Source organism: Rhizobium sp. BK316 (assembly GCF_014193695.1).
Taxonomy (GTDB): Bacteria; Pseudomonadota; Alphaproteobacteria; order Rhizobiales; family Rhizobiaceae; genus Rhizobium.
Genome location: NZ_JACHZR010000008.1, coordinates 58,191 through 79,318 on the forward strand (window position 1 = coordinate 58,191; position 21,128 = coordinate 79,318).

Consider the following 21,128-nt stretch of genomic DNA (forward strand, 5'->3'; position numbering starts at 1 on the left):
CAGATTTCGCTCTCACCATTGGAGAACATCATGGCAGCGTCAAGCCAATCCGGCAGCGGCCAATATAGCAGCGGCAGGAAATTCTGGTTGCTGGGCGGCGCCATTCTTTTGGTGATCGCTCTCTATACAGGTGGCTGGTTCTACGCCGCCTCCGCGCTGAAACAGACGGTGCTGACCGCCATCGCCCCCCGCGCCGATACCGGCGTCAGCGGTGAATGCTCCGATATCGAATTCCGCGGCTTCCCCTTCCGCATCGGGCTCTTCTGCTCGAAGGTGGATGTCGACGACAATGTCAACGGCATCTCCGCCACCTTCGGTGCGCTCCGCTCCGCCGCCCAGGTCTACGCCCCTGGCCACATTCTGTGGGAACTTGACGCACCGGCTGAAATCCGCACCGCGCAGGGCCTGACGGTCAATGCCCAATGGGACAATCTGCAATCGAGCCTCACGACGAAGGCGCAGGGCATCGACCGCACCTCCACCGTCATCGGCGGGCTGAAGGCCGTGGCTGTCTCCTCCTTTACCGGGCAGACTGTCAATTTCGATGCCGCCCGCACCGAGATCCACCTGCGGCAGAACGGAGCGGATCTCGACGGCGCGATCTCGGTCGAAAACGCCGATGCTGTGGTCAAGGACTGGCCGCAGGTCTTCCCGAAATTCTCCGCGAGCGCCGACCTGACGCTGACGGGCAAGGCCGGAATGATCGATGGCACCGACAAACAGGGTATTCACGGTTCTCAGGGCGAGCTTCGCCGTATCGTCGCCGACATCGGCGACGGCAAGGTGATGACCATCTCCGGCCCCTTCGCTTTCGACGAAAACGGCTTCCTTTCCGGCAAGTTCAAGCTGGAGATCGAACAGCTCGGCCCCTGGGGTGAAAGCATCAAACAAACCTTCCCTGACATGGCCTCGACCGTCGATACGGCGACGAAGCTCCTGAAGGCGCTTGCCGGTGGTGGCGACAAGGTTTCCGTCGATCTGGTCGTCGATCACGGCAATGCAACTGTGAGCGGCTTCATTCCGCTCGGCAAGATCCCGCCGGTTTAATCGAGCTTCTTGAGAAAGAAGACTTCCGGCACCGTCTGGATGCCGGGCAGTTCGATCGATCCGGTTTCAGAAAAACCGTTGCGGCGATGCCAATCGTGCGGACGGCTTTCATCGCACTCGCTCGAGGTCATCAAAAGACGCGCACCGCTCTCGCGCATATCCGTTTCCCAGGCGAGAAACAGCGCCGTGCCGACACCGCATCGGCGATGACCATCCAGCACTCGGATCATTTCCATATAGGGGATCCTGCCCCAGAAGCGGGAGAAGCGCAGGAAGCCGACAATCTCACCTTGCTCGCGGGCAACAAGATATTCGCCGAGATCGATGCAACGCGAAATCCAGGCCTCGCCGACATGGCTGTCTTCGCGAAGCAGCCATTCCTTGTCCGTCTGGCCAGGCTTCGCAATCTCCACCATGACTATTTCTTTTCCAGCGGGTGGGGGCGGCCGAAGTCCGGCGCATCCACGTCCTGGCCGGCCTGGACGATCGAACGGCGGATGGCACGGGTGCGGGTGAAGAGTTCGAAAATCTTGTCGCCCTCGCCCCAGCGGATCGCCCGCTGCAGATAGGCGAGATCTTCCGAAAAACGCGCCAGCATTTCCAGGATCGCATCTCGGTTATGCAGGCAGACGTCACGCCACATGGTCGGATCGGATGCGGCCAGACGCGTGAAGTCGCGGAAACCGGAGGCGGAATATTTGATGACTTCCGATTCCGTCACGGTCTCCAGATCGTCGGCCGTACCGACAATATTGTAGGCTATGAGATGCGGCAGGTGCGAGACGATCGCGAGCACCTTGTCGTGATGCTGGGCGTCCATTTCGTCGACTCGGGAGCCGAGCGCTTCCCAGAAACTGCGCAGCGTCTTCAGCGCGGTCGGGTCGGTTCCTTCGAGCGGCGTCAGGATGCACCAGCGCTCCTGGAACAGGCCGGGGAAACCCGCATCCGGGCCGGACTTTTCCGTACCCGCGATTGGATGGCCGGCAATGAAATGCACATGGCTGGGCATGTGCGGCTGCATCTGGGCAATCACGGAAGCCTTGGTCGAACCGACGTCGGTGACGATCGCACCCGGTTTCAGATTGCCGGCGATCTCTTTCGCCACACTTTCGGAAGCGCCGACCGGCACCGACACGATGACGAGATCGGCATCCTTAACCGCTTCCTCCGACGAGGTCGTATAGCGATCGCCAAGCGCCAGTTCTTCGGCACGCTTCAGCGTCTCCGCGCTGCGCGTCGCGACGACCACCTCATTGGCTAGGCCCAGTCGCTTGATGTCATGAGCAAGCGAAGAGCCGATCAGGCCGATACCGATCAGGGTGATGCGATTGAACTGCACTGTCATGCCTTACGTCCCATGAATTCGCCAAGCGCCTCGATGACGCCGCGATTGGCTTCTTCCGGACCGATGCTCATGCGCAGCGAGTTCGGAAAGCCGTAGCCGCGCACTGCGCGCAGGATATAGCCGCGGCTCGTCAGGAACTCATCGGCATCCGCCGCCCGCTTGCCGTCGACATCGGGGAAATGGATGAGAACGAAGTTGGTGACCGATGGCGTGACCTTCAGACCGATGGCCTCGAATGCGCTCGTCAGCTTTTCGATCCACATCTGGTTGAAGGAAACGGCCTCCTGAACGAAAGACTGGTCGCGAATCGCCGCGGCACCCGCAGCGATTGCCGGCGCATTCATATTGAACGGCCCGCGCACACGATTCAGCGCATCGATAATCTCGGCCGGCGCATACATCCAGCCGACACGCAGCGCCGCAAGGCCATAAACCTTGGAGAAGGTGCGTGTCATGACGACATTGGCGTTTGACGAGACGACCTCGATGCCGGCTTCGTAGTCATTGCGGCGAACATATTCCGCATAGGCTGCATCGAGCACGAGGATGACATGCTTCGGCAGGCCGTCCTGCAGGCGGCGGATCTCGCTGACGGGAATATAGGTGCCTGTTGGATTGCCGGGATTGGCTATGAAGACGATCTTCGTCTTGCCCGTCACCGCAGCAAGGATCGCATCGACATCGACCGTATGGTCCTTTTCCTTGGCCACGACAGGCGTCGCACCCGCGCCCATGATCTGGATCTTGTAGACGAGAAAGCCATGCTCGGTGATGATGCCTTCGTCGCCGGCGCCGAGATAGACGTGGCAGAGCAGCCCGAGCAGCTCGTCGGAGCCGTTGCCGCACAGGATGTTTGCCGGGTTGAGGCCGTGCACTGAAGCGATCGCCTCGCGCAGCTCGTGCGCCTGACCGTCGGGGTAACGTTCGAGATTACCTGCGGCCGCCTTGAATGCTTCGATCGCCTTGGGGCTGGCGCCGAGCGGCGTCTCGTTGGAGGAGAGCTTGTAGACGCGGGCGACACCCGGCGCATGCTCCTTGCCCGGCACATAGGCAGCGATATCCAGAATACCGGGACGCGGAACGGGCTTGCTCATCTCAACGCTCATGGATCGACCTTGGAAATTGCCGGAAAGCCGGCGAAAGACTTGAGTGCAATTAAAGCGGAATGGCGATTTTGTCGAGGGCTGCAGCGCCTAGAGCATTTCCTGGTCAGATTGCAGCATTCTGCCGGAGCAGGTTTTCGTCAGGGCAGAAGCGATTGGCGAAGGGCATACCTCCAGGTACGTCCGAGCCGATCGCTTCTGATCCTGGCGGAAAGATGCCCGGCCCTAGCTGGTTTGCAAGCAAACCACCGGGGTTGGCTGAAACGGGCCGCCTGATCGACCGGCCGGCTTGGCCGTAGATTTGGGCTACGACGCGCGCCAGCCGGTCGACCATCCGACTCCGTTTGAGCCAACAGATTGCTGCAATCTGACCAGGAAATGCTCTAGCGGCTGCGCGTGGTCGGCACGCCATGCGGCGCAAGGACCGGCACAAAAACGCGGCGTGAAGCACGCGCGGCAACAGGAAGGCCCTGATAGAGCCGTTTTTGCGCCTCGACGATGATGACGCCCGAAAAAGCCGGCCAGAGCGTGCGGCCGATCCGCTCGAAGCCGCGGCGCAGGCGCAGCACCGCGCGCAGTTTCGATGGCGGGAAGAACAGCGCCTCGGCCGTGGCGCCTGGCGTGAAATTGGTCTCGCGCAGCAGATGGGTCAGCTGACCGCGCGAATAGGGCCGGCCCGAACCGAAGGGCGTATGCTCCATGCGCGCCCAGACACCACGACGGTTCGGCACGACGATGACGAGCCGTCCACCCGGCGCCAGCACCCGCCAGAGCTCCTTCAGCGTCTCGCGCGGGCTTTCGGCAAATTCCAGCGAATGCACCATCAGCACCCGGTCGATAGAGGAATCCGGCAGCGGCAATTCCTCGTCGAAGATCAATGCGGTGGAGGAAAGCGAGCCGACAGGCCAGTTCACTGCCCCTTGCCCCGCCGGCATGAAAGCGAAGGTGCGTTCCGTATCGGCCTGGAACCGGTCGAGAAAGGGCACGGAGTAACCAATGCCCACAAGCCGCTCCTGCGGCAGGCGCACCCAGAGCGACGACAGCGCCATGGCAATCGACTGCTCGGCCATGTGTCCGAGCTCGGAATGATAGAATTGGCGAAGGTCGACGATATCGGCGTGCATTATCCCAAATGTTATCAGTGACCGGTTGGACTTCAAGGCCGGAACCTCTACATTCCCGGTCAGTTCAAGGGATAAGGGATTATTTGAGCAATGAAACCTTTGGAATTAGAAGTTTTTCTCTGCCGCAGCGACAATTTCGGCGTTCTCGTCCATGACCCGGAAACCGGGCAGACCGCCTCGATCGACGCGCCTGATGCGGCAGCCGTGGAAGCCGCTGCCGTGCGCCGCGGCTGGAACATCACCCATATCTTCACGACCCATCACCATATCGACCATGTGGAAGGCAATCTGGCGCTGAAGGAACAATACGGCCTGGAGATCATCGGCCCGGTCAACGAAGCAGTGGCGATCCCCGGCCTCGACAAGACGATGAGTGATGGCGACAGCTTCCTCTTCGGCGACCACACGGTCGACGTTATCGAAACGCCCGGCCACACGGCGGGCCATATCTGCTACCACTTTGTCGACGACAAGCTGCTCTTTGCTGCCGATACGCTTTTTGCGCTCGGCTGTGGCCGCCTGTTCGAACGCCCAGCCGCCGACATGTGGCACTCGCTGCAGAAGCTTGCCGTTCTTCCGGATGAGACCACCGTCTATTTCGGCCACGAATATACGCTCTCCAACGCTCGTTTTGCGGTCACCATCGACCCGGACAACGAGCGCCTGAAAAGCCGCGCGGCGGAAATCGAGGCATTGCGCACCGAAGGCAAGTTCACCATTCCGACGACGCTGGCACTCGAAAAGGAAACCAATCCCTTCCTGCGCGCGGCCGATCCGACCATCCGCCGCAACCTGCTGATGGAAGGCAAGACCAATGAAGAGGTCTTCGCCGAGATCCGCAAGCGCAAGGACAATTTCTAGAGCATGGCTGGCAAAGACCTTACCCCTGAGGACATCATCCGCGAGCTCGGCATGCAGCCCCATCCTGAAGGCGGCTGGTATGTGCAGACCTTTCGCGACGAGAATGGCGGCGCGCGCGGACATTCGACGGCGATCTATTATCTGCTGGCGAAAGGCCAGCGCTCGCACTGGCACCGCGTGCACGATGCCGCAGAAGCCTGGCACTACTATGCCGGTGCGCCTTTGGCGCTGCACCGTTCCGAAGACGGCAGCCACAGCGAGACGCTGAAACTCGGCACCGATATTGCCGGGGGCGAGCGACCACAGGCAATCATCCCCGCCAACTGGTGGCAATCGGCCGAGACGCTCGGCGACTATACGCTGGTCGGCTGCACGGTGGCGCCCGGCTTCGAATTCTCGCAATTCGAGATGGCGCCGCCTGACTGGAAACCCGGCGCTTAAGCCTGTTCCGCCACCGGCTGCATCTGCGGCTTGCGGCGGAACATTTCTTGCGCTGCCAACACCGCGCCGCCCGTGATCAGCAGGCAGGCAAGCACAATACGCCAACTGGGCTCGGCAATGCCGAAGACCGTCAGGATCAGCGTTGAAAGCAGTGGCGCGGCATAACTTGCGGCGCCAAGGATCTGAATATCGCCGTTCTTGACCCCGTAATCCCATGCATAAAAGGCTGCACCGACGGGGAAAAGGCCAAGGCCGACGACAGCAATCCATTCAAAGCCTGTCTCCGGCCAGACGGTTGTCTCAAGACCCAAATGGCAGATCAGCGAAAGCGCCGACGTCGCAAGGCAGAAACCGGTGACGACATCGGTCGAAACGGCATCGAAACGCCGCGTCAGCAGCGAATAACCGGACCATGTGAAGGCGCAGAGAAATGCCGCGCCATAGCCGACGGCATAGGCGCCGTCGAAATCGATGCCGTTACGCCCGACGATCAGGAAGGTGCCGCAAAGACCTGCCAGAGCGCCGACGATGTGATACCAGCGCAACCTCTCGCCCGGCAGCAGCGCCGAACCGACCACGATCAGCAGCGGCCAGAGATAGGCAATCAATCCCGCCTCGACGGCCGGCGCATTCCTGAGCGCCGTGAAATAGAGGAAGTGATAGCCGAACAGACCGGCAATGCCCGTGATCCAGACCTTTGCCGGCTGCCTCAAGAGGACGATGCGCGACGGGTTAAGGATGAGCACGAGAATGCCGGGAATGCTGCCGATGACAAAGCAGATGGCCGAAAGCTGGAACGGCGGCATCTTGCCGGAGGCGGCCGTAAAGAGGGCCAGGAACGACCACATGAGAATGGCCGCAAAACCGATCAACGTTGCTCGAAGCTTCACCCGTCCCCCTCGCGGAGACTTACGAAAGCTCCGTCAGCTGTTCACGCGGCCGTACTTCACAGCCGTGATCGTCACCGTCCCGTATTCCGTGGGAATGCGGACGTAGACCGGAGCATATACATTTGCCGCCTGCGCCTTGGCAAACCAGATTTCCATGCGGTTGCTCTTGCTGAGGTAGACGAGATCCTTGCGTCCCTTCTTATAGCCGGAGCGCGGAATGAAGCGCACGCCGCAGACGGTCGCCTTACCCTTGAACCCATCGGTCGAGAAATCTTCATCGCCCTTCGGCGAAAGCACAAGGTCCATGCGCGTCTCACCGTCGAAGATCGGCAGCTTCTGTGAACAGACATCGGTATCGCCGGTGAAGATGAGGCCCGAGATCGGGTCGAGCACGGCGCGCATATCACCCTGCGTTACCGGAATCCATTCCTTCGGCCGACGCGGCTCCGGTGTGGTGGTGGCCGAAACGATATTGCCGTTGCGGTAGCTGACCTCGTAGGTGCGAACCTTTTTGCCGGTCTTGTAATAGAGGACATATTTTGCCGCCTGCAGCCGGTCATTGCGTACCATCCCCGTAACGCTGGTCTTGGCCAGGATATCGGTGACGAGATCGGCAAGCCCGGCCGATTTGATGTCGCCGTCGATTTTGTAGCTGTGATCGTCTTCGATTTTGGTGAGAAAGGCCGCCCGCGCGATCGTCAGGCCGGCAAGGGCTACCCTGTACTCAGTACGGTGCTGTACTTCGCTCGCACCGGCCGGCAGGGCCAGAAGCGCCGCAAATGCCGAAACTAAAATCCGTCTGCCCAGATGAGCCATGGTGAGAGCCTTGTCCTGCCGGGCCGCTTGCGCCCTTGCACTACGGTCTATACTCCTGCCGCATTGCGAAGAAAACAGCAGCTTTTTGACAGAATTGCGGGAAAGGCCAAGGTTTGGCTTGACGCGCGCGACCGGTCTGACTATAGAACCGCAACTTTCCAATCATGGCCTGATGGATTGCGCAGCTGGTTGTTGCCGGATTGTCATTCAATGGCCCGAGAAAAACAAGAATAGGTGTTCCATGTCCCGCATGTGCGAATTGACCGGCAAGGCAGTCCTGACTGGTAACAATGTCAGCCATGCCAACAACAAGACCAAGCGCCGGTTCCTCCCGAACCTGTGCCAGGTTACGCTGATCTCCGACGCGCTCGGCCAGCGTTACCGTCTTCGCGTTTCGGCTGCTGCTCTTCGTTCCGTCGAGCATCGTGGCGGCCTCGATGCCTTCCTGCTGAAGGCAAACGAAGGCGAACTTTCGATGCGCGCTCGCCTGCTGCGTCGCCAGATCGTCAAGAAGACTGCTGAAGTGGCTGCTGCCTAAGCTCGGCCTCAGTCTTCCAAAAGCTTCGAAAGGCTTGCACGGATAATATCCGGACAAGCCTTTTGCTTTATCAGGCTGGCCCTAGTCCCAGCCCGAAATCTCACTCGAACTGGTGGCATCACCCAGGATAAAAAAATGCTGAAGACCCGCTATACGTTTGCCTATGTCGCCTTGATGACGCTCGTCGTCGTCGCCTCCAACTTCCTCGTCCAGTTTCCGCTGAAGGCGACGGTCGCCGGCATCGATCTCGCCGACATTCTCACCTGGGGCGCCTTTTCCTATCCGATCGCCTTCCTGATCACCGACCTGACGAACCGCCAGTTCGGCCCGCAGGCTGCGCGCAAGGTGGTTTTCGCCGGTTTTGTCGTCGGTGTCGCCCTTTCCTTCTTCACCTCGGTTCCGCGTATCGCGATCGCCTCCGGCTCGGCCTATCTCGCCGGCCAGCTTCTCGATATCGCTGTCTTCAATCGCCTGCGCCGTCAGGCCTGGTGGCGCGCACCGCTCGTCGGCTCGCTGATCGGCTCGGCGCTGGATACGGTGATGTTCTTCTCGTTATCTTTCGCCGCCTTCTTCGTCTTCCTCGGCCCGAACGAACCTTTCGCGCTGGAAAACGCGCCGATCTTCGGCGTCCTCTCGACGGAAGCTCCGCGCTGGATCTCCTGGGCACTCGGCGATTTCGCGGTAAAGATGCTTGTCGGCCTGGTGATGCTGATGCCCTATGGCGCGCTCATGAACGTGCTGCGCCCGATGCAATCCGCTGCGGCACGGTAAATACCGTCCCGCAATCCGCCCTCGGATCGTAATCTTCGCGTTCCCCACCCTTGCTTCTTCTCGCTTTGGATGGAGATCATTTCTGGTCGAGCGACCCAGGAAAACGCTCTGATCATGAATGCTGGACGGGCTGGCTGCAGACCTTGCTGCAACCAGCCCGCACCAACCCAATGGCGACGCGAACTGCAGATCTCACGACGCGTGCGGGCGCCTTGCAATGACCGCCGGATGGCTCAGCACCTCCGCAACGAGTTCTCCGACAGGCCGTGATGAATCGAGCCACAAGATCGGCCTTGTCAGCGTCTTCAGCCACGCTTCATGCCCGACGAGACTTCGACGTTCCGGTCCCGCCGTATCATAGCTCTCTGCCCATTCCATGAATTCGCGACTTTTCACCGCCATGTCACCACCAAGCCTGATCCTGTCGCCGTAACGCTCCTCCTCGCGCTTACGGATACGCTCCATACGCACGATGGGATCGATCCTCAGAAAGACCACCAGATCGTAAAGCGGCTCGAATTCCCCGCCCCATTTCATCGCCGAGCCGGAAAGCACCCAGTCTGCATCGGGAAGCGCCTCTTGCCTGAGCATCGCGATACGCGCCCCGACCTCGCGCTGCGTCGTAAAGGGCGGATCGGTCGGCATCCAGAAGAAATCGTCGGTATCGAGATGACGGATGCCAAGCGTTTCGGCCAGCGCCAGGCCAAGCGTGGACGTGCCGGAGCCCGAGGCTCCCGTGATATGGATGTGCATGATACGCTCTCTTAAAGGGTGATATCCGCGAAGGGACGGACCGGATAGCGCAGAGTTATGACAGCCGTTCGACGGCCGCTCAATCGATGAGCCGGAATTCCAACATCAGATTGCGCTGCAGGATGGAGTGATTGTCGTCAGACACCAGGATGACATGCGTCGTGCCATCGGCTGCCTGGAAGGCATCGAACCCTTCCATATTGTCGATATTGTAATTGAAGTTGCCCTCGACGAGCAACTCGCCGTTCACGATGGCGCCGGGCTTGATGTCTGCTCCCTTGATGCGGCGAATGCGCATGCCGATACCTTCGGCCATGTTGAAGCGCCGCTCCAGAAGCAGCAGGTCGCCACCCGGCAGAAATGCACCGTCAGTCACATCGAAACTGCCATCCTTCTCGACCGTGAACTGCCCCTTCAGCGGCCCGCCCAGAATAGCCGCAAGCCGGTTGCCATCTTCGTCGAGACTGCGCTCCGCCACGATTACGGGCGCGCCTTTCAGCGGGCTCGAGGCGGGAGCCACCACAACGGCTTCAATCGCGCGGTTTGCCCGCATCTCGTCGCGGGGAATGAGGATCCCGATCGTCGACAGGGATCGCGAGTCGAGAAAACCGGGGTTCGGATAGACATCGACGCGATGGTCCTGCTCAAAGGAGACGAGAATCCGGTCGCCATCCAACGCGAGGCCTTCCGCATCCATGTGGCCCTTGCCCTCATAGGTCCGGCCGATGCGATCCCGCATCGGCGTGATCTCGACGCCCGAAAGGCCCGACAGCCTGCCCTTGGCGTCGCGTTCGATGTTGCCGGTCAGCCAGTGCCCGGTATCGAGAACGCCGAGGAAACCCTTGCCGTCAGGCCGCATGCGGATGGAGGAAAGCGAGCCGAAGAGCGAATTGCTCGACACCATCTCCAGCCCGCCGATAAATTCCAAAGGGCCGAAGCGGGTTTCGTTACGGCCGATGTGGAAATCCGAAATCTGCCGGCTGATGATCTTTGCGGGCTCGCCCGCATGAGCGCCAGACAATCCTGTCGCGAGGCCAAGGACGACCAGGGCCGCGCGAGACAGATTTCCAAACGCCATGCGCAAGTTTCCCCGAGACTGTATCAGCCTGCACGGCGCAGGCGACCACCGCGCGGCTGTGCGGCATGATCCTCGAACAGTTCGGCAAGCTGTTCGGTCATGGCGCCGGCAAGCTCGTCCGCATCGACGATCGTCACGGCGCGGCGATAGTAACGCGTTACGTCATGGCCGATGCCGATTGCCAGAAGCTCGACCGGGGAACGCGTCTCGATCTGTTCGATCACGGCGCGCAGGTGCCGCTCCAGATAATTGCCCGGATTGACCGAAAGCGTGGAATCGTCGACCGGCGCACCATCCGAAATCATCATTAGGATACGACGCTGCTCACGGCGGGCAAGCAGGCGGTTATGCGCCCAGATCAGTGCCTCGCCGTCGATATTTTCCTTGAGCAGGCCTTCGCGCATCATCAGGCCGAGATTGGGCCGTACACGCCGCCACGGGGCATCGGCCGACTTGTAGATGATGTGGCGCAGGTCGTTGAGCCGGCCCGGCGTCTGCGGCTTGCCATTCGCAAGCCAGTTTTCGCGTGCCTGACCGCCCTTCCACGCCTTGGTCGTGAAGCCGAGGATCTCGACCTTGACGCCACAGCGCTCCAGCGTGCGCGCCAGGATATCGGCACAGGTGGCGGCAACCGTGATCGGCCGGCCGCGCATGGAGCCGGAATTATCGATCAGCAGGGTCACGACCGTATCGCGGAACTGCGTATCGCGCTCCATCTTGAAGGAGAGCGGTTGCGTCGGATCGATGATGATGCGCTGCAGGCGGGCCGTATCGAGATAGCCTTCCTCGAGATCGAAATCCCAGGAACGGTTCTGCTGCGCCATCAGCTTGCGCTGCAGGCGGTTGGCGAGACGGCCGACCGCACCCTGAAGATGCGCCAGCTGCTTGTCGAGGAAAGCGCGCAGGCGTTCCAGTTCGGCGGCATCGCACAGCTCTTCGGCCGTGATGATCTCGTCGAATTCCTCCGTATAGATGTGGTAATCGACCTTTTCGTTGAAATCGGCAAACGGTGTGTTCGGACGGCGGGTCTCGCCCGGCGTCTCGGAATCGTCGTCGCCTTCTTCCATCATGTCGTCGTCGGAGATCTCGGCGCCTTCGGTCTCGCCGTCCTCCATCTGCTCGTCGGCGACTTCGCTGTCCTCGACGGGGGCCGCATCGCTGCCGGCATCCTCGTCGATCTCGTCCTCGTTCTGCTCGTCGCCCGTCGGCTGATTGTCCTCGTTGGACTGATCGTCGGAGTCCGGATCGCTGTCGTCATCGCCATATTCCTCGGCCATTTCCATGGCCGAGAGCATATTGCGGATGACCTTCGAGAAGGCCTGCTGGTCGTTGATGACGCCGGAGAGATTGTCGAGCTCGCTGCCAGCCTTTTCCTGGATAAAGGAACGCCAGAGATCGAGCACCTTGCCGGCGGAAGCAGGCGGCTTCTGGCCGGTGAGCTTCTCGCGCACCATCATGGCGACAGCCTCACCGATCGGCGCGTCTTCCTGCCGTTCGATGCCGGTGAAATTCGCCTTGGCGTATTTCTCCTCGGTCATGGAGCGCAGGTTCGCGGCCATGCCCTCCATGCGCAACGCGCCGATCGATTCCACGCGTGCCTGCTCGACGGCGTCGAAGATCACGCGGGCATCCAATCCCTGTGGCGCCATGGTGGAATGCACCTTCTCGTCATGGCAGGCGATGCGGAGCGCCATGGAATCGCCAAGGCCGCGGGTAACCGCCAGCTCATGCGCCGTCGGACGCTTGGAAAGCTCCGGCAGGCGGATTCGCTCACCCGTCATGCCCGGACGCTCGTTGGCGAAAGTAACCTCCACCTCGGCATCACCAGCGATAGCGCGCACGGAACCGGTTATTGCCCGGCGCAACGGTTCGACATCAACGGGCGCACCGGGCTTTGCTTTCGAATTGTCTCCGCGAGCTGCCATGATCGACTGGCCTCAAGCCCCCAGCACGATGTTGGCAGCGCTTTCCTTCAACTCCACGCCGAAGGCGCGCTGATAGTGCTCGGCCACCAGCGGACGCTCCAGTTCGTCGCACTTGTTGAGGAAAGTGACGCGGAAGGCGAAGGCGATATCGCCGAAGATCTCCGCATTCTCGGCCCAGGTGATGACGGTACGCGGGCTCATGACGGTCGAGAGATCACCGTTCATGAACGAAGCGCGCGTCAGATCGGCAACGCGGACCATCTTGGAAACCGTATCGCGGCCTTCCTTGTCCTTGCCGAAGCTCTTCACCTTGGCGGCGATGATATTCACTTCGTGATCATGCGGCAGATAATTCAGCGTCGAGACGATCGACCAGCGGTCCATCTGCGCCTGGTTGATCTGCTGCGTGCCGTGATAGAGGCCGGTCGTATCGCCGAGGCCGATCGTGTTGGCGGTCGCAAACAGGCGGAAGGCCGGGTGAGGACGGATGACGCGGCTCTGGTCGAGCAGCGTCAGGCGGCCGGACGATTCCAGCACGCGCTGGATGACGAACATCACATCCGGGCGGCCGGCGTCGTATTCGTCGAAGACGAGCGCGACGTTGTGCTGGTAGGCCCAGGGCAGAATCCCATCCTTGAATTCGGTGACCTGCAGCCCGTCCTTGACGACGATCGCATCCTTGCCGACGAGATCGATACGGCTGACATGGCTGTCGAGGTTGATGCGCACGCACGGCCAGTTGAGGCGGGCGGCGACCTGCTCGATATGCGAAGACTTGCCCGTGCCATGGTAGCCGGAGATCATCACGCGTCGGTTATGGGCGAAACCCGCAAGGATCGCGAGCGTCGTCTCGCGGTCGAAAAGATAATCGGTGTCGAGATCCGGAACATAGGCGTCGCCCTTGCTGTAGGCGGGAACGCGGATGTCGGAATCGATGCCGAAGACCTCCCGGACCGAAACGGTGGTGTCGGGCAGTTCGGAAATATCAAGGTCAATCTTGCTCATCATGTCTCCAAGGCGGGTGACGGCCACCCGGCCACACTATCTCAGCCATTGCGCAACCATGGTGCCGCAGTCTTTGGTCCGCGTTCTTCCAGGGTCGGAACGTCGGCGATACTTCTCCGGGACTGAAACGAAACCTCGGCGGGATAATGACCGCTGGCGAGCATTCTTGAAAGAGTCCCAGACAAGAAACGCCGCGTCCGGAAGGTCGGCAGAGGCAATGTCGGGAAAACACGCAAATATATGCCGCGGTTGCCTGCGGCCTCAGCCGATGTGGACCATACCCGATTGAAGTTTAAGAGCAAGGACGGGAATTAACAAAAACCGTTCTGCTTCAATAATTGATAGGCCTGGATGACGGCGCGGAAACGCTCTTCCGAGCCGCGGTCGCCGCCGTTCGCATCGGGGTGATGCTTCTTGACCAGTTCCTTGTACTTGCTCTTGATCTCCGCAGAGGTAGCGTTCGCGGCAAGTCCCATCGTATCGAAAGCCTTGGCCTCCAGCGATTTCAGCTTGCGGGCCTGCGGGAAACGCGGGCCACTGCCCTTGCCGCCACCTTCCTTCACGAAACCGAATGGGTCACGCACGCGCGAATAGGCGCCGGAGCGAACTTCGGCATGCAGCGGGCTGTTCTTGGCATCCTTGTTGACGCCGACCGTCCAGGTGGGGCGATGACCTGTTATCGCCTCCTTCTGGTAGCGCGCGATTTCGCCGTCCGAGAGGCCGGAGAAATAATTGTATCCCTTGTTGTAGTCCTTGACGTGCTCGAAACAGAATAAAAAGAACTGGCCTTCCGCATTGCGTCCCACAGGAGCGCGATGCGTGCCTTTTTTGTCGCAGCCGTCCCACTGACAGCTTGGAGGCGCCTGTTCGGGCTCCTGCTCTCGCCTGCGGCGCGTTCGGATGCGATCGAAATATTTGGAATCAAGTCTCATGGCGGCGCTAATTATGGGGCTGCTGATTGATGACAACAAGAATTGACAAACGGGAATGTTGCTGGCTTGGTGGGAACCTTTTTCGTGAACTCAGAAGATCCGTTGATGACACTCCAGACCAGCATCGAAGAGAAGCTCAAGGCGACCTTTGCACCCGAACGCCTGTCCGTCATCAACGAGAGCCATCTGCACGCCGGCCACCAGCCGGGCATCACGGGCACCGGCGAGACGCATATGCGCATTCGCATCGTTTCTGCAAAATTCGTCGGCATGTCTCGGCTGCAACGACACAGGGCGATCACCGACCTCTTGAAGCCAGAGCTGGATGCCGGGCTTCACGCATTGGCCGTCGAGCCGGCTGCGCCGGGCGAACCGACGCGCTGGTAGAAAACCTACTTTTCACGCAATTCCGGACGCAAAACCGCCGTGCACTTTTGCGTGAATTGCTCTAACGGATAATAAGCGCTGTCGCGTAAAGCCCGAAACCAAAGACAGTATGAGCGAGCAGATTGAGCACCCGGACCTTCGTGGGGTTGGGCGTCTTCGAAGCCGCCCAGCCAAGCCCGAGACCCGGCTGCATCAGGAACCAGCCCGCACCGACGGTGACGATGCCGAGGATCCAGGCCGGCAGGAAAGTCGGCGCTGCAAACCAGGCCGGACCGACGAAGATCGCCAGCAGAATGCCGTAGAGGATTCCGACCGCGTAGTGGCCGATCCAACCGAGCGCCAGCTCGCTGGCATAGGGCTCGGCATCAGCGATACCGTCGTGAAAGACCTTGCCCTTACCGAGGTGCCAGAACCAGCGGCCGGCTGGCGCCCAGTTCGGCGACGGCGTCACGCCAAGCTTTGCGAGCAGGATCGCCCAGATATCCATGAGGACGGTCGCCCCGATGCCGATGGCGACGGATCGCCAGAGAATGTCGAACATGTCAGATCCTGTAGGATAAGCCGGCGCACGGAAATGCCGCCGATAACGGAAATCTTGGTTAGGCGGGTTTGGCCTCGTCTTCCTCGGCGGGGCGGATGCGAATCTTGGTAATGCGATTCTTCTCCCGCTTCATGACGACGAAGCGCTTGCCATAGAAGGTGAAGGCCTGCCGCTCTTCGGGAATAGTCATCGATTCATGGATGACGAGGCCCGCGATCGTCGTCGCCTCTTCGTCCGGCAGGTTCCAGTCCAGTGCGCGGTTGAGATCGCGGATCGGTACGCCACCATCGACGACGATCGAGCCGTCTGCCTCCTGGCGCACACCCTGCATATCGATATCGTGCTCGTCGGAGATATCGCCGACGATTTCTTCGAGAATATCCTCGAGCGTCACGATGCCCTGCACCTCGCCATATTCATCGACGACCACGGCGAAATGCTGCTTGCGGCGCAGGAAGGCATTGAGCTGGTCCTCGAGATTGGTGCTGTCGGGCACGAACCAGGGTTTCTGGGCGATCTTCACGATATCGAGCTGCTGCGGCTCCATGTTCGGCTCGGCGAGCGCCCTGAGCAGATCTTTCGCGTGTACGACACCGATGATGTTGTCGATCGTACCGCGCCACAGCGGCATGCGCGTATAGGGACTTTCGAGGATCGCCCGGACCACGGATTCCGGCGGATCATCGGCATTGATCGCCCGCATCGCCATGCGGTGGACCATGATGTCGGAAAGCTCGAGTTCGCCGAGATCGAGCACGCCGCCGAGACGGTCACGGTCGGCCTTCACGACCGAACCCTCGCGATGCAGCAGATCGACGGCGCCGCGCAACTCCTCATGAGCCGACAGCATCGAGACTTCGCGCGACAGGTTGATCCCGAAGAGGCCGAGGATCTGACGCACGATCGTGTTGACGAACGAAGAGAGCGGACCGACCACGGCGACGAAGAGCCGCGTCGGTATTGCAACATTGAGCGCAAAACGCTCCGGCGTCGAGATCGCCCAGCTCTTCGGCAGAACCTCCGCGAAGATGACAAGGATAACGGTCATGGCAAGCGTTGCCAGCGCCACGCCGGAATTGCCGAAGATCCCCAGAAATACGCTTGTCGCCAGTGACGACGACAGGATGTTGGCGAGATTGTTGCCGATCAGCAGCGCACCAATCAGCCGGTCGCGACGCTCGATGAGGGTTCTGACGAGACCGGCGCGCTCATCGCCATTGGCTTCCAGCGTGTGGATCCGGCTTCTCGAAACGGCAGTCAGCGCGGTTTCGGATCCCGAAAAGAACGCAGACATCAACACCAGGGCCACGATCGAAATGATCTCCGGCCAGTAGACCGATAAAAACGCCAGGGTACCCTCGACTGACATCAGGGATGTTTTTCCTTGAGAAAGCTGATCACTTCGGAAGCCGGCACGTCATCGGCAACGAAGGACTGGCCGATGCCGCGCATGAGAATAAAGGTGAGCTTGCCGCCCTTGACCTTCTTGTCCTGTGCGATCGCATCCATCAGCACCTCCGCCGGCGGCAGAGCGCCTGGAATTTCCGCCATGCGTGTCGGCAGGCCGACCGCCTTCAGATGCGCCTCAACGCGGCGGGCATCGTCAGGGCTCGCAAGGTTCATGCGCGCTGAAAACTCATGCGCCAGCACCATGCCGATCGAAACGCCTTCACCATGAACCAGACGGCTGCTGTCATAGGCGGTCGCAGCCTCCAGCGCATGGCCGAACGTATGGCCGAGATTGAGCAGCGCCCGCTGGCCGTTTTCCCGCTCGTCGGCAACCACGACATCCGCCTTGGCCTGGCAGCTCACCGCAATCGCCTCGATACGCGCCGAGCCGCCGGCAAACACAGCCTGCCAGTTCTTCTCCAGCCAGGCGAAGAAATCCGGCTTGTCGATCAGGCCATACTTGGCAACCTCCGCATAACCGGCGCGGAATTCGCGCTTACTCAGGGAGTTCAGGACATCCGTATCGGCGAGCACGAGATCCGGCTGATGGAAGACACCGATGAGGTTTTTGCCATGGCGGCTGTTGATGCCGGTCTTGCCGCCGACCGACGAATCCACTTGGGCGAGCAGCGAGGTCGGTACCTGTACGAAGCGCACGCCGCGCCTGACGATGCCGGCCGCAAACCCCGAGAGGTCGCCGATGACACCGCCACCAAGCGCGATGACATAGTCATTCCGTTCGACGCGGGCTTCCAGAATCTTGTCGCAGACATTGACCAGATGCTCGAAGCTCTTGGTCTTCTCGCCGGCCGGCAGCACGACATCAGCTGAGGCGATGCCGGCGGCATCGAGACTCGCCTTCAAAGCGTCGAGATAAAGCGGCGCCACATGCTCGTCAGTGATAATGGCCGCCTTGCGGCCCTTGAGCCGCGAAGCGATCTCGCCGCCCGCGCTGGCGATCAGCCCCGGCCCGATCATGATATCATAGGCTCGATCGCCGAGCGGCACATGCACCTTGCGGACGACGGAAGCGGGAGTGATCGCGTTCATGATACTGCACTTTCCTTGTGGGCCTCGACCACGGCTCTCAGCACTTCATCGGCCATGACTTCCTTGCGCACGTCGCGCGAAAGCACCGTGAGATCGGCCTCGGCATAAACGGGGTAGCGGGCATTCATCAGATTTTCGAGCGTCTGCTTCGGGTTTTCGGTCTTCAGCAGCGGACGTGTATCGCGCTTGTTGACCCGGTCCCAGAGCACATCGAGATCGGCCTTCAGCCAGACAGACAGGCCACCCTTCTTGATATGCTTGCGCGTGCGGGCGTTGATGAAGGCGCCGCCGCCGGTGGAGACAACGCGCGGACCGCCCTTCAGCAGACGCTTCATCACCCGCGCTTCGAGCGCCCGGAACTCTTCCTCTCCATAGGCCGCGAAAAGCTCCGTGATCGTCATGCGCGAGACGCGCTCGATCTCGATATCGCTGTCGATGAAGGGAACGCCGAGTTGTTGCGCGACGAGGCGCCCGACCGAGGATTTTCCGGCTCCCATAAGGCCGACGAGGATCAGATTGCGTGAACCGAGCGCGGCGCGAGCTCTGTCTCTCAGGCTGTCTGCAACGGAAACTGGGGGTTCACTCATCGGTCCATTCACACTTTGTTTGCAAACGGTATCGACAAATGCGGGTGTAGCGTCAAGTCGCGGGCAAGGGAATCATGGTCTCACTGCCGCTTCTTGCACTTGCAAACATGCTTCCTATAACAGAAGCAGAGTTCTAAGGAGTAGCCGGATGCCGAGCCTGATCCGTTTCCTGTCCGTCCTGGCGGTCATCGCCGGACTGATCTATGGGGCGATGTGGGCGCTCGTCACCTTCGTCGAGCCTCAGGAGCGGGACGTCACGATCCGCATTCCTTCCGAGCGAGTGAACCCGCCCTCGACCGGCACGATCAACACCACGAAAAAGTGACGCGATGAAGGATCTCGGCCGCGTCCACGTGGAATCATTCCTGGAAATGATGAGTGCCGAGCGCGGCGCCGCGGTCAACACGTTGCAATCCTACGAGCGCGATCTGGACGACCTTCGTTCTTTCCTGCACGGCCGCAGCATCCGCCTGACGGAGGCGGCATCGGGCGATCTCGGTGCCTATCTGGCCTCGCTGTCCGCGCAGGGCTTCAAGCCCTCCTCGCAGGCCCGCCGGCTTGCCGCCATGCGACAGTTCTACAAATTCCTCTACGCCGAGGGCCTGCGCACTGACGACCCGACCGGCATTCTCGACGCGCCGAAGAAAGGCCGGGCACTTCCGAAGACGATGGGCGTCGAGGAAGTAACGAAACTGCTGTCCCAGGCGGAGACGGAAGCTGCCGACACAGCACCCGGCCAGCTTCATCGCCTGCGCATGCTGGCGCTGCTGGAATTGCTGTATGCGACCGGCATGCGCGTCAGCGAACTCGTCTCGCTTCCTGCCCGCGTTCTCGACCAGGAAGGCCGCTTCCTGATGATCCGGGGCAAGGGAAACAAAGAGCGTCTTGTTCCACTCTCGCAATCGGCAATCGCCGCACTGAAGTCCTACGGCCGCATGCTGGCACTGGAAAACGCAGCGTCGAAAGAACCTCAGGACAGCCCCTGGCTCTTTCCGGCCGCCTCTAAGGAAGGTTACTTGCCGCGACAGGTCTTCGCGCGCGATCTCAAGAATCTGGCAATTCGAGCCGGCCTCGCACCGTCGATGATTTCGCCGCACGTCATGCGTCACGCTTTCGCCAGCCATCTCCTGGCCAATGGCGCAGACCTGCGCGTGGTGCAGGAACTCCTCGGCCATCAGGACATTTCGACGACACAAATCTATACGCATGTTCTGGAAGAACGGCTCCAGCAACTCGTCCATACGCACCACCCCCTTGCAAAACAGGCGAAAAAGCACGAATAGGACCGGCGACAAGGGGCGGAACCAGGAAACTGTCCCGCGCACAAGGAACGGAAACGCACCTCATGCACAACTATCTCGACTTCGAAAAGCCGATCTCAGACCTCGAAGGTAAGATCATCGAGCTTAAGAAGCTGGCAACGGAAGACGAAAGCATCGACACCTCCGACGAGGTCGGCAGGCTCGAGGTCCGCGTCCGTGAGGCGATCGTCGAGATCTATTCGAAGCTCAACGCCTGGCAGAAGACGCAGGTCGCCCGCCATCCGCAGCGTCCGCATTTCGTCGATTATGCCAAGACGCTTTTCCAGGAATTCACGCCGCTTGCCGGCGACCGCAAGTTTTCGGAGGATGCCGCCATCCAGGCTGGTCTAGCCCGCTTCCGCGGCCAGCCGGTCGCAGTCATCGGTCAGGAGAAGGGCAACGACACCAAGAGCCGCCTGAAGCACAATTTCGGCAGTGCCCGTCCCGAAGGTTACCGCAAGGCGATCCGCATCCTCGAAATGGCGGATCGCTTCCAACTTCCGGTCATCACCCTCGTCGATACTGCAGGTGCCTATCCGGGCGTCGGCGCAGAAGAGCGCGGTCAGGCCGAAGCCATCGCCCGTTCGACCGAGATGTGCCTCGGCGTGAAGGTGCCGCTGATCTCCATCGTCATCGGCGAAGGCGGCTCGGGCGGTGCGATCGCGATTGCCACCGGCAACCGCGTCTATATGCTCGAACATTCGATCTACAGCGTCATCTCGCCGGAAGGTGCCGCCTCGATCCTCTGGCGCGATTCCACCCGCGCCAAGGAAGCTGCGACCAACATGAAGATCACGGCCGAGGACCTGAAGGCGCTCGGTATCATCGACGGCATCATCCCCGAACCGCTTGGCGGCGCCCACCGCGATCCCGACAGCGTCATCGCCGCCACCGGCGATATGATCTCCAATGCACTTGCCGAAATGGCTTCCCGCTCCGGCGAACAGCTGCGCAACGACCGCCGCCAGAAATTCCTCGCAATGGGCCGCAATCTGTAAGTTCCACAAGCCGGCACAGCCGATTGGGGCCAAATCTTGGCCACAATAATGTTATCTGTAACATTGCGCTTGCAGGAGACGTCCGCGCAAATCATAGGCTGGTAAGGATTTATCAAGTATAAGCCGCCTATGATTCCGCGCTACGCCCGGTTTCTGTAAGCGGGTTGGGTCGCATTATTGATGGGC

The 21,128-nt window shown here is 60.7% G+C and carries 24 protein-coding genes; 9 read left to right on the plus strand and 15 right to left on the minus strand.

What is annotated here, in order from left to right; genetic code table 11:
• Positions 1 to 30: 30 nt before the first annotated feature.
• Positions 31 to 1,047: a DUF2125 domain-containing protein gene (locus FHT87_RS28580; RefSeq protein ID WP_183806014.1), complete on the plus strand. Its 1,017-nt coding sequence runs from the start codon at positions 31 to 33 to the stop codon at positions 1,045 to 1,047.
• Here the strand turns inward: FHT87_RS28580 and FHT87_RS28585 are convergent.
• The 4 genes from FHT87_RS28585 to FHT87_RS28600 all read right to left on the minus strand — a co-directional run bounded on the left by FHT87_RS28585 (position 1,044) and on the right by FHT87_RS28600 (position 4,655).
• Positions 1,044 to 1,463, minus strand: coding sequence for a GNAT family N-acetyltransferase (locus FHT87_RS28585; protein WP_183734296.1), 420 nt, complete (start codon positions 1,461 to 1,463; stop codon positions 1,044 to 1,046). The two genes, FHT87_RS28580 and FHT87_RS28585, sit on opposite strands and share 4 nt — an antisense overlap.
• 2 nt (positions 1,464 to 1,465) lie before the next feature.
• Positions 1,466 to 2,392 (minus strand): prephenate/arogenate dehydrogenase family protein, encoded by a 927-nt coding sequence (locus FHT87_RS28590; protein WP_183734297.1) that lies wholly within the window; start codon positions 2,390 to 2,392, stop codon positions 1,466 to 1,468.
• Complete coding sequence (hisC, locus tag FHT87_RS28595; protein ID WP_183806015.1) at positions 2,389 to 3,486, minus strand: histidinol-phosphate transaminase; 1,098 nt, start codon at positions 3,484 to 3,486, stop codon at positions 2,389 to 2,391. Before hisC ends, FHT87_RS28590 begins: the two co-directional genes overlap by 4 nt.
• Positions 3,487 to 3,878: 392 nt before the next feature.
• Positions 3,879 to 4,655 (minus strand): class I SAM-dependent methyltransferase, encoded by a 777-nt coding sequence (locus FHT87_RS28600; protein ID WP_113299095.1) that lies wholly within the window; start codon positions 4,653 to 4,655, stop codon positions 3,879 to 3,881.
• A 54-nt stretch (positions 4,656 to 4,709) separates the two neighbouring features.
• Between FHT87_RS28600 and gloB the strand changes: the two genes are divergently transcribed.
• Together gloB and FHT87_RS28610 are read left to right on the plus strand one after the other, a co-directional pair.
• On the plus strand, positions 4,710 to 5,480 hold the full coding sequence (gene gloB / locus FHT87_RS28605; RefSeq protein ID WP_183806016.1) for a hydroxyacylglutathione hydrolase: 771 nt from the start codon (positions 4,710 to 4,712) through the stop codon (positions 5,478 to 5,480).
• 3 nt (positions 5,481 to 5,483) lie between these two features.
• Positions 5,484 to 5,921, plus strand: a complete 438-nt coding sequence (locus FHT87_RS28610; RefSeq protein WP_183806017.1) for a cupin domain-containing protein — start codon at positions 5,484 to 5,486, stop codon at positions 5,919 to 5,921.
• Here FHT87_RS28610 and FHT87_RS28615 read toward each other — a convergent pair.
• Together FHT87_RS28615 and FHT87_RS28620 are read right to left on the minus strand one after the other, a co-directional pair.
• The gene (locus FHT87_RS28615; protein ID WP_183806018.1) at positions 5,918 to 6,811 is read right to left on the minus strand and encodes an EamA family transporter; all 894 of its coding nucleotides are present in this window, start codon (positions 6,809 to 6,811) and stop codon (positions 5,918 to 5,920) included. The two genes, FHT87_RS28610 and FHT87_RS28615, sit on opposite strands and share 4 nt — an antisense overlap.
• Positions 6,812 to 6,844: 33 nt before the next feature.
• Complete coding sequence (locus FHT87_RS28620) at positions 6,845 to 7,627, minus strand: DUF3108 domain-containing protein (RefSeq protein WP_183734302.1); 783 nt, start codon at positions 7,625 to 7,627, stop codon at positions 6,845 to 6,847.
• 241 nt (positions 7,628 to 7,868) lie between these two features.
• On the opposite strand from FHT87_RS28620, the gene rpmB reads away from it, so the two are divergent.
• A complete protein-coding gene (gene rpmB / locus FHT87_RS28625; protein WP_183734303.1) occupies positions 7,869 to 8,165 on the plus strand; it encodes a 50S ribosomal protein L28 in 297 nt (98 codons plus the stop codon).
• A 135-nt stretch (positions 8,166 to 8,300) separates the two neighbouring features.
• A complete protein-coding gene (locus FHT87_RS28630) occupies positions 8,301 to 8,936 on the plus strand; it encodes a VUT family protein (protein ID WP_183806019.1) in 636 nt (211 codons plus the stop codon).
• A 192-nt stretch (positions 8,937 to 9,128) separates the two neighbouring features.
• Here the strand turns inward: FHT87_RS28630 and FHT87_RS28635 are convergent, their stop codons facing one another.
• From FHT87_RS28635 to FHT87_RS28655, 5 genes are all read right to left on the minus strand, one after another.
• Entirely contained in the window at positions 9,129 to 9,692 is a 564-nt protein-coding gene (locus FHT87_RS28635) for an AAA family ATPase (RefSeq protein WP_183806136.1), read from the minus strand.
• Positions 9,693 to 9,768: 76 nt separating this feature from the next.
• Positions 9,769 to 10,767 (minus strand): esterase-like activity of phytase family protein, encoded by a 999-nt coding sequence (locus FHT87_RS28640; RefSeq protein ID WP_183806020.1) that lies wholly within the window; start codon positions 10,765 to 10,767, stop codon positions 9,769 to 9,771.
• A 23-nt stretch (positions 10,768 to 10,790) separates the two neighbouring features.
• Positions 10,791 to 12,692, minus strand: coding sequence for a cobaltochelatase subunit CobT (gene cobT, locus FHT87_RS28645; RefSeq protein ID WP_183806021.1), 1,902 nt, complete (start codon positions 12,690 to 12,692; stop codon positions 10,791 to 10,793).
• A 12-nt stretch (positions 12,693 to 12,704) separates the two neighbouring features.
• Positions 12,705 to 13,697: a cobaltochelatase subunit CobS gene (gene cobS, locus FHT87_RS28650; protein WP_183806022.1), complete on the minus strand. Its 993-nt coding sequence runs from the start codon at positions 13,695 to 13,697 to the stop codon at positions 12,705 to 12,707.
• Between the two features lie 311 nt (positions 13,698 to 14,008).
• Entirely contained in the window at positions 14,009 to 14,629 is a 621-nt protein-coding gene (locus tag FHT87_RS28655) for a J domain-containing protein (protein WP_007822228.1), read from the minus strand.
• A 105-nt stretch (positions 14,630 to 14,734) separates the two neighbouring features.
• Between FHT87_RS28655 and FHT87_RS28660 the strand changes: the two genes are divergently transcribed.
• Positions 14,735 to 15,016, plus strand: a complete 282-nt coding sequence (locus FHT87_RS28660; protein WP_183734308.1) for a BolA family protein — start codon at positions 14,735 to 14,737, stop codon at positions 15,014 to 15,016.
• Between the two features lie 61 nt (positions 15,017 to 15,077).
• Here FHT87_RS28660 and FHT87_RS28665 read toward each other — a convergent pair whose 3' ends face one another.
• The 4 genes from FHT87_RS28665 to FHT87_RS28680 are packed head-to-tail and all read right to left on the minus strand — an operon-like array spanning position 15,078 to position 18,643.
• Positions 15,078 to 15,557, minus strand: coding sequence for a DUF2938 domain-containing protein (locus tag FHT87_RS28665; protein WP_183806023.1), 480 nt, complete (start codon positions 15,555 to 15,557; stop codon positions 15,078 to 15,080).
• 58 nt (positions 15,558 to 15,615) lie between these two features.
• Positions 15,616 to 16,926 carry an HlyC/CorC family transporter gene (locus FHT87_RS28670; protein WP_183734310.1) on the minus strand — a complete coding sequence of 437 codons (1,311 nt, stop codon included), beginning with the start codon at positions 16,924 to 16,926 and terminating at the stop codon, positions 15,616 to 15,618.
• Entirely contained in the window at positions 16,926 to 18,056 is a 1,131-nt protein-coding gene (gene aroB / locus FHT87_RS28675) for a 3-dehydroquinate synthase (protein ID WP_183806024.1), read from the minus strand. The genes FHT87_RS28670 and aroB overlap by 1 nt, the downstream gene beginning before the upstream one ends.
• Positions 18,053 to 18,643, minus strand: a complete 591-nt coding sequence (locus FHT87_RS28680; protein WP_183806025.1) for a shikimate kinase — start codon at positions 18,641 to 18,643, stop codon at positions 18,053 to 18,055. Before FHT87_RS28680 ends, aroB begins: the two co-directional genes overlap by 4 nt.
• A 148-nt stretch (positions 18,644 to 18,791) precedes the next feature.
• On the opposite strand from FHT87_RS28680, the gene FHT87_RS28685 reads away from it, so the two are divergent.
• The 3 genes from FHT87_RS28685 (at position 18,792) to FHT87_RS28695 (ending at position 20,942) form a co-directional block, all read left to right on the plus strand.
• Positions 18,792 to 18,968: a hypothetical protein gene (locus FHT87_RS28685; protein WP_007822234.1), complete on the plus strand. Its 177-nt coding sequence runs from the start codon at positions 18,792 to 18,794 to the stop codon at positions 18,966 to 18,968.
• 4 nt (positions 18,969 to 18,972) lie between these two features.
• Positions 18,973 to 19,926, plus strand: a complete 954-nt coding sequence (xerD, locus tag FHT87_RS28690; RefSeq protein WP_183806026.1) for a site-specific tyrosine recombinase XerD — start codon at positions 18,973 to 18,975, stop codon at positions 19,924 to 19,926.
• Between the two features lie 62 nt (positions 19,927 to 19,988).
• On the plus strand, positions 19,989 to 20,942 hold the full coding sequence (locus FHT87_RS28695; protein WP_183734315.1) for an acetyl-CoA carboxylase carboxyltransferase subunit alpha: 954 nt from the start codon (positions 19,989 to 19,991) through the stop codon (positions 20,940 to 20,942).
• Positions 20,943 to 21,128: the final 186 nt, after the last annotated feature.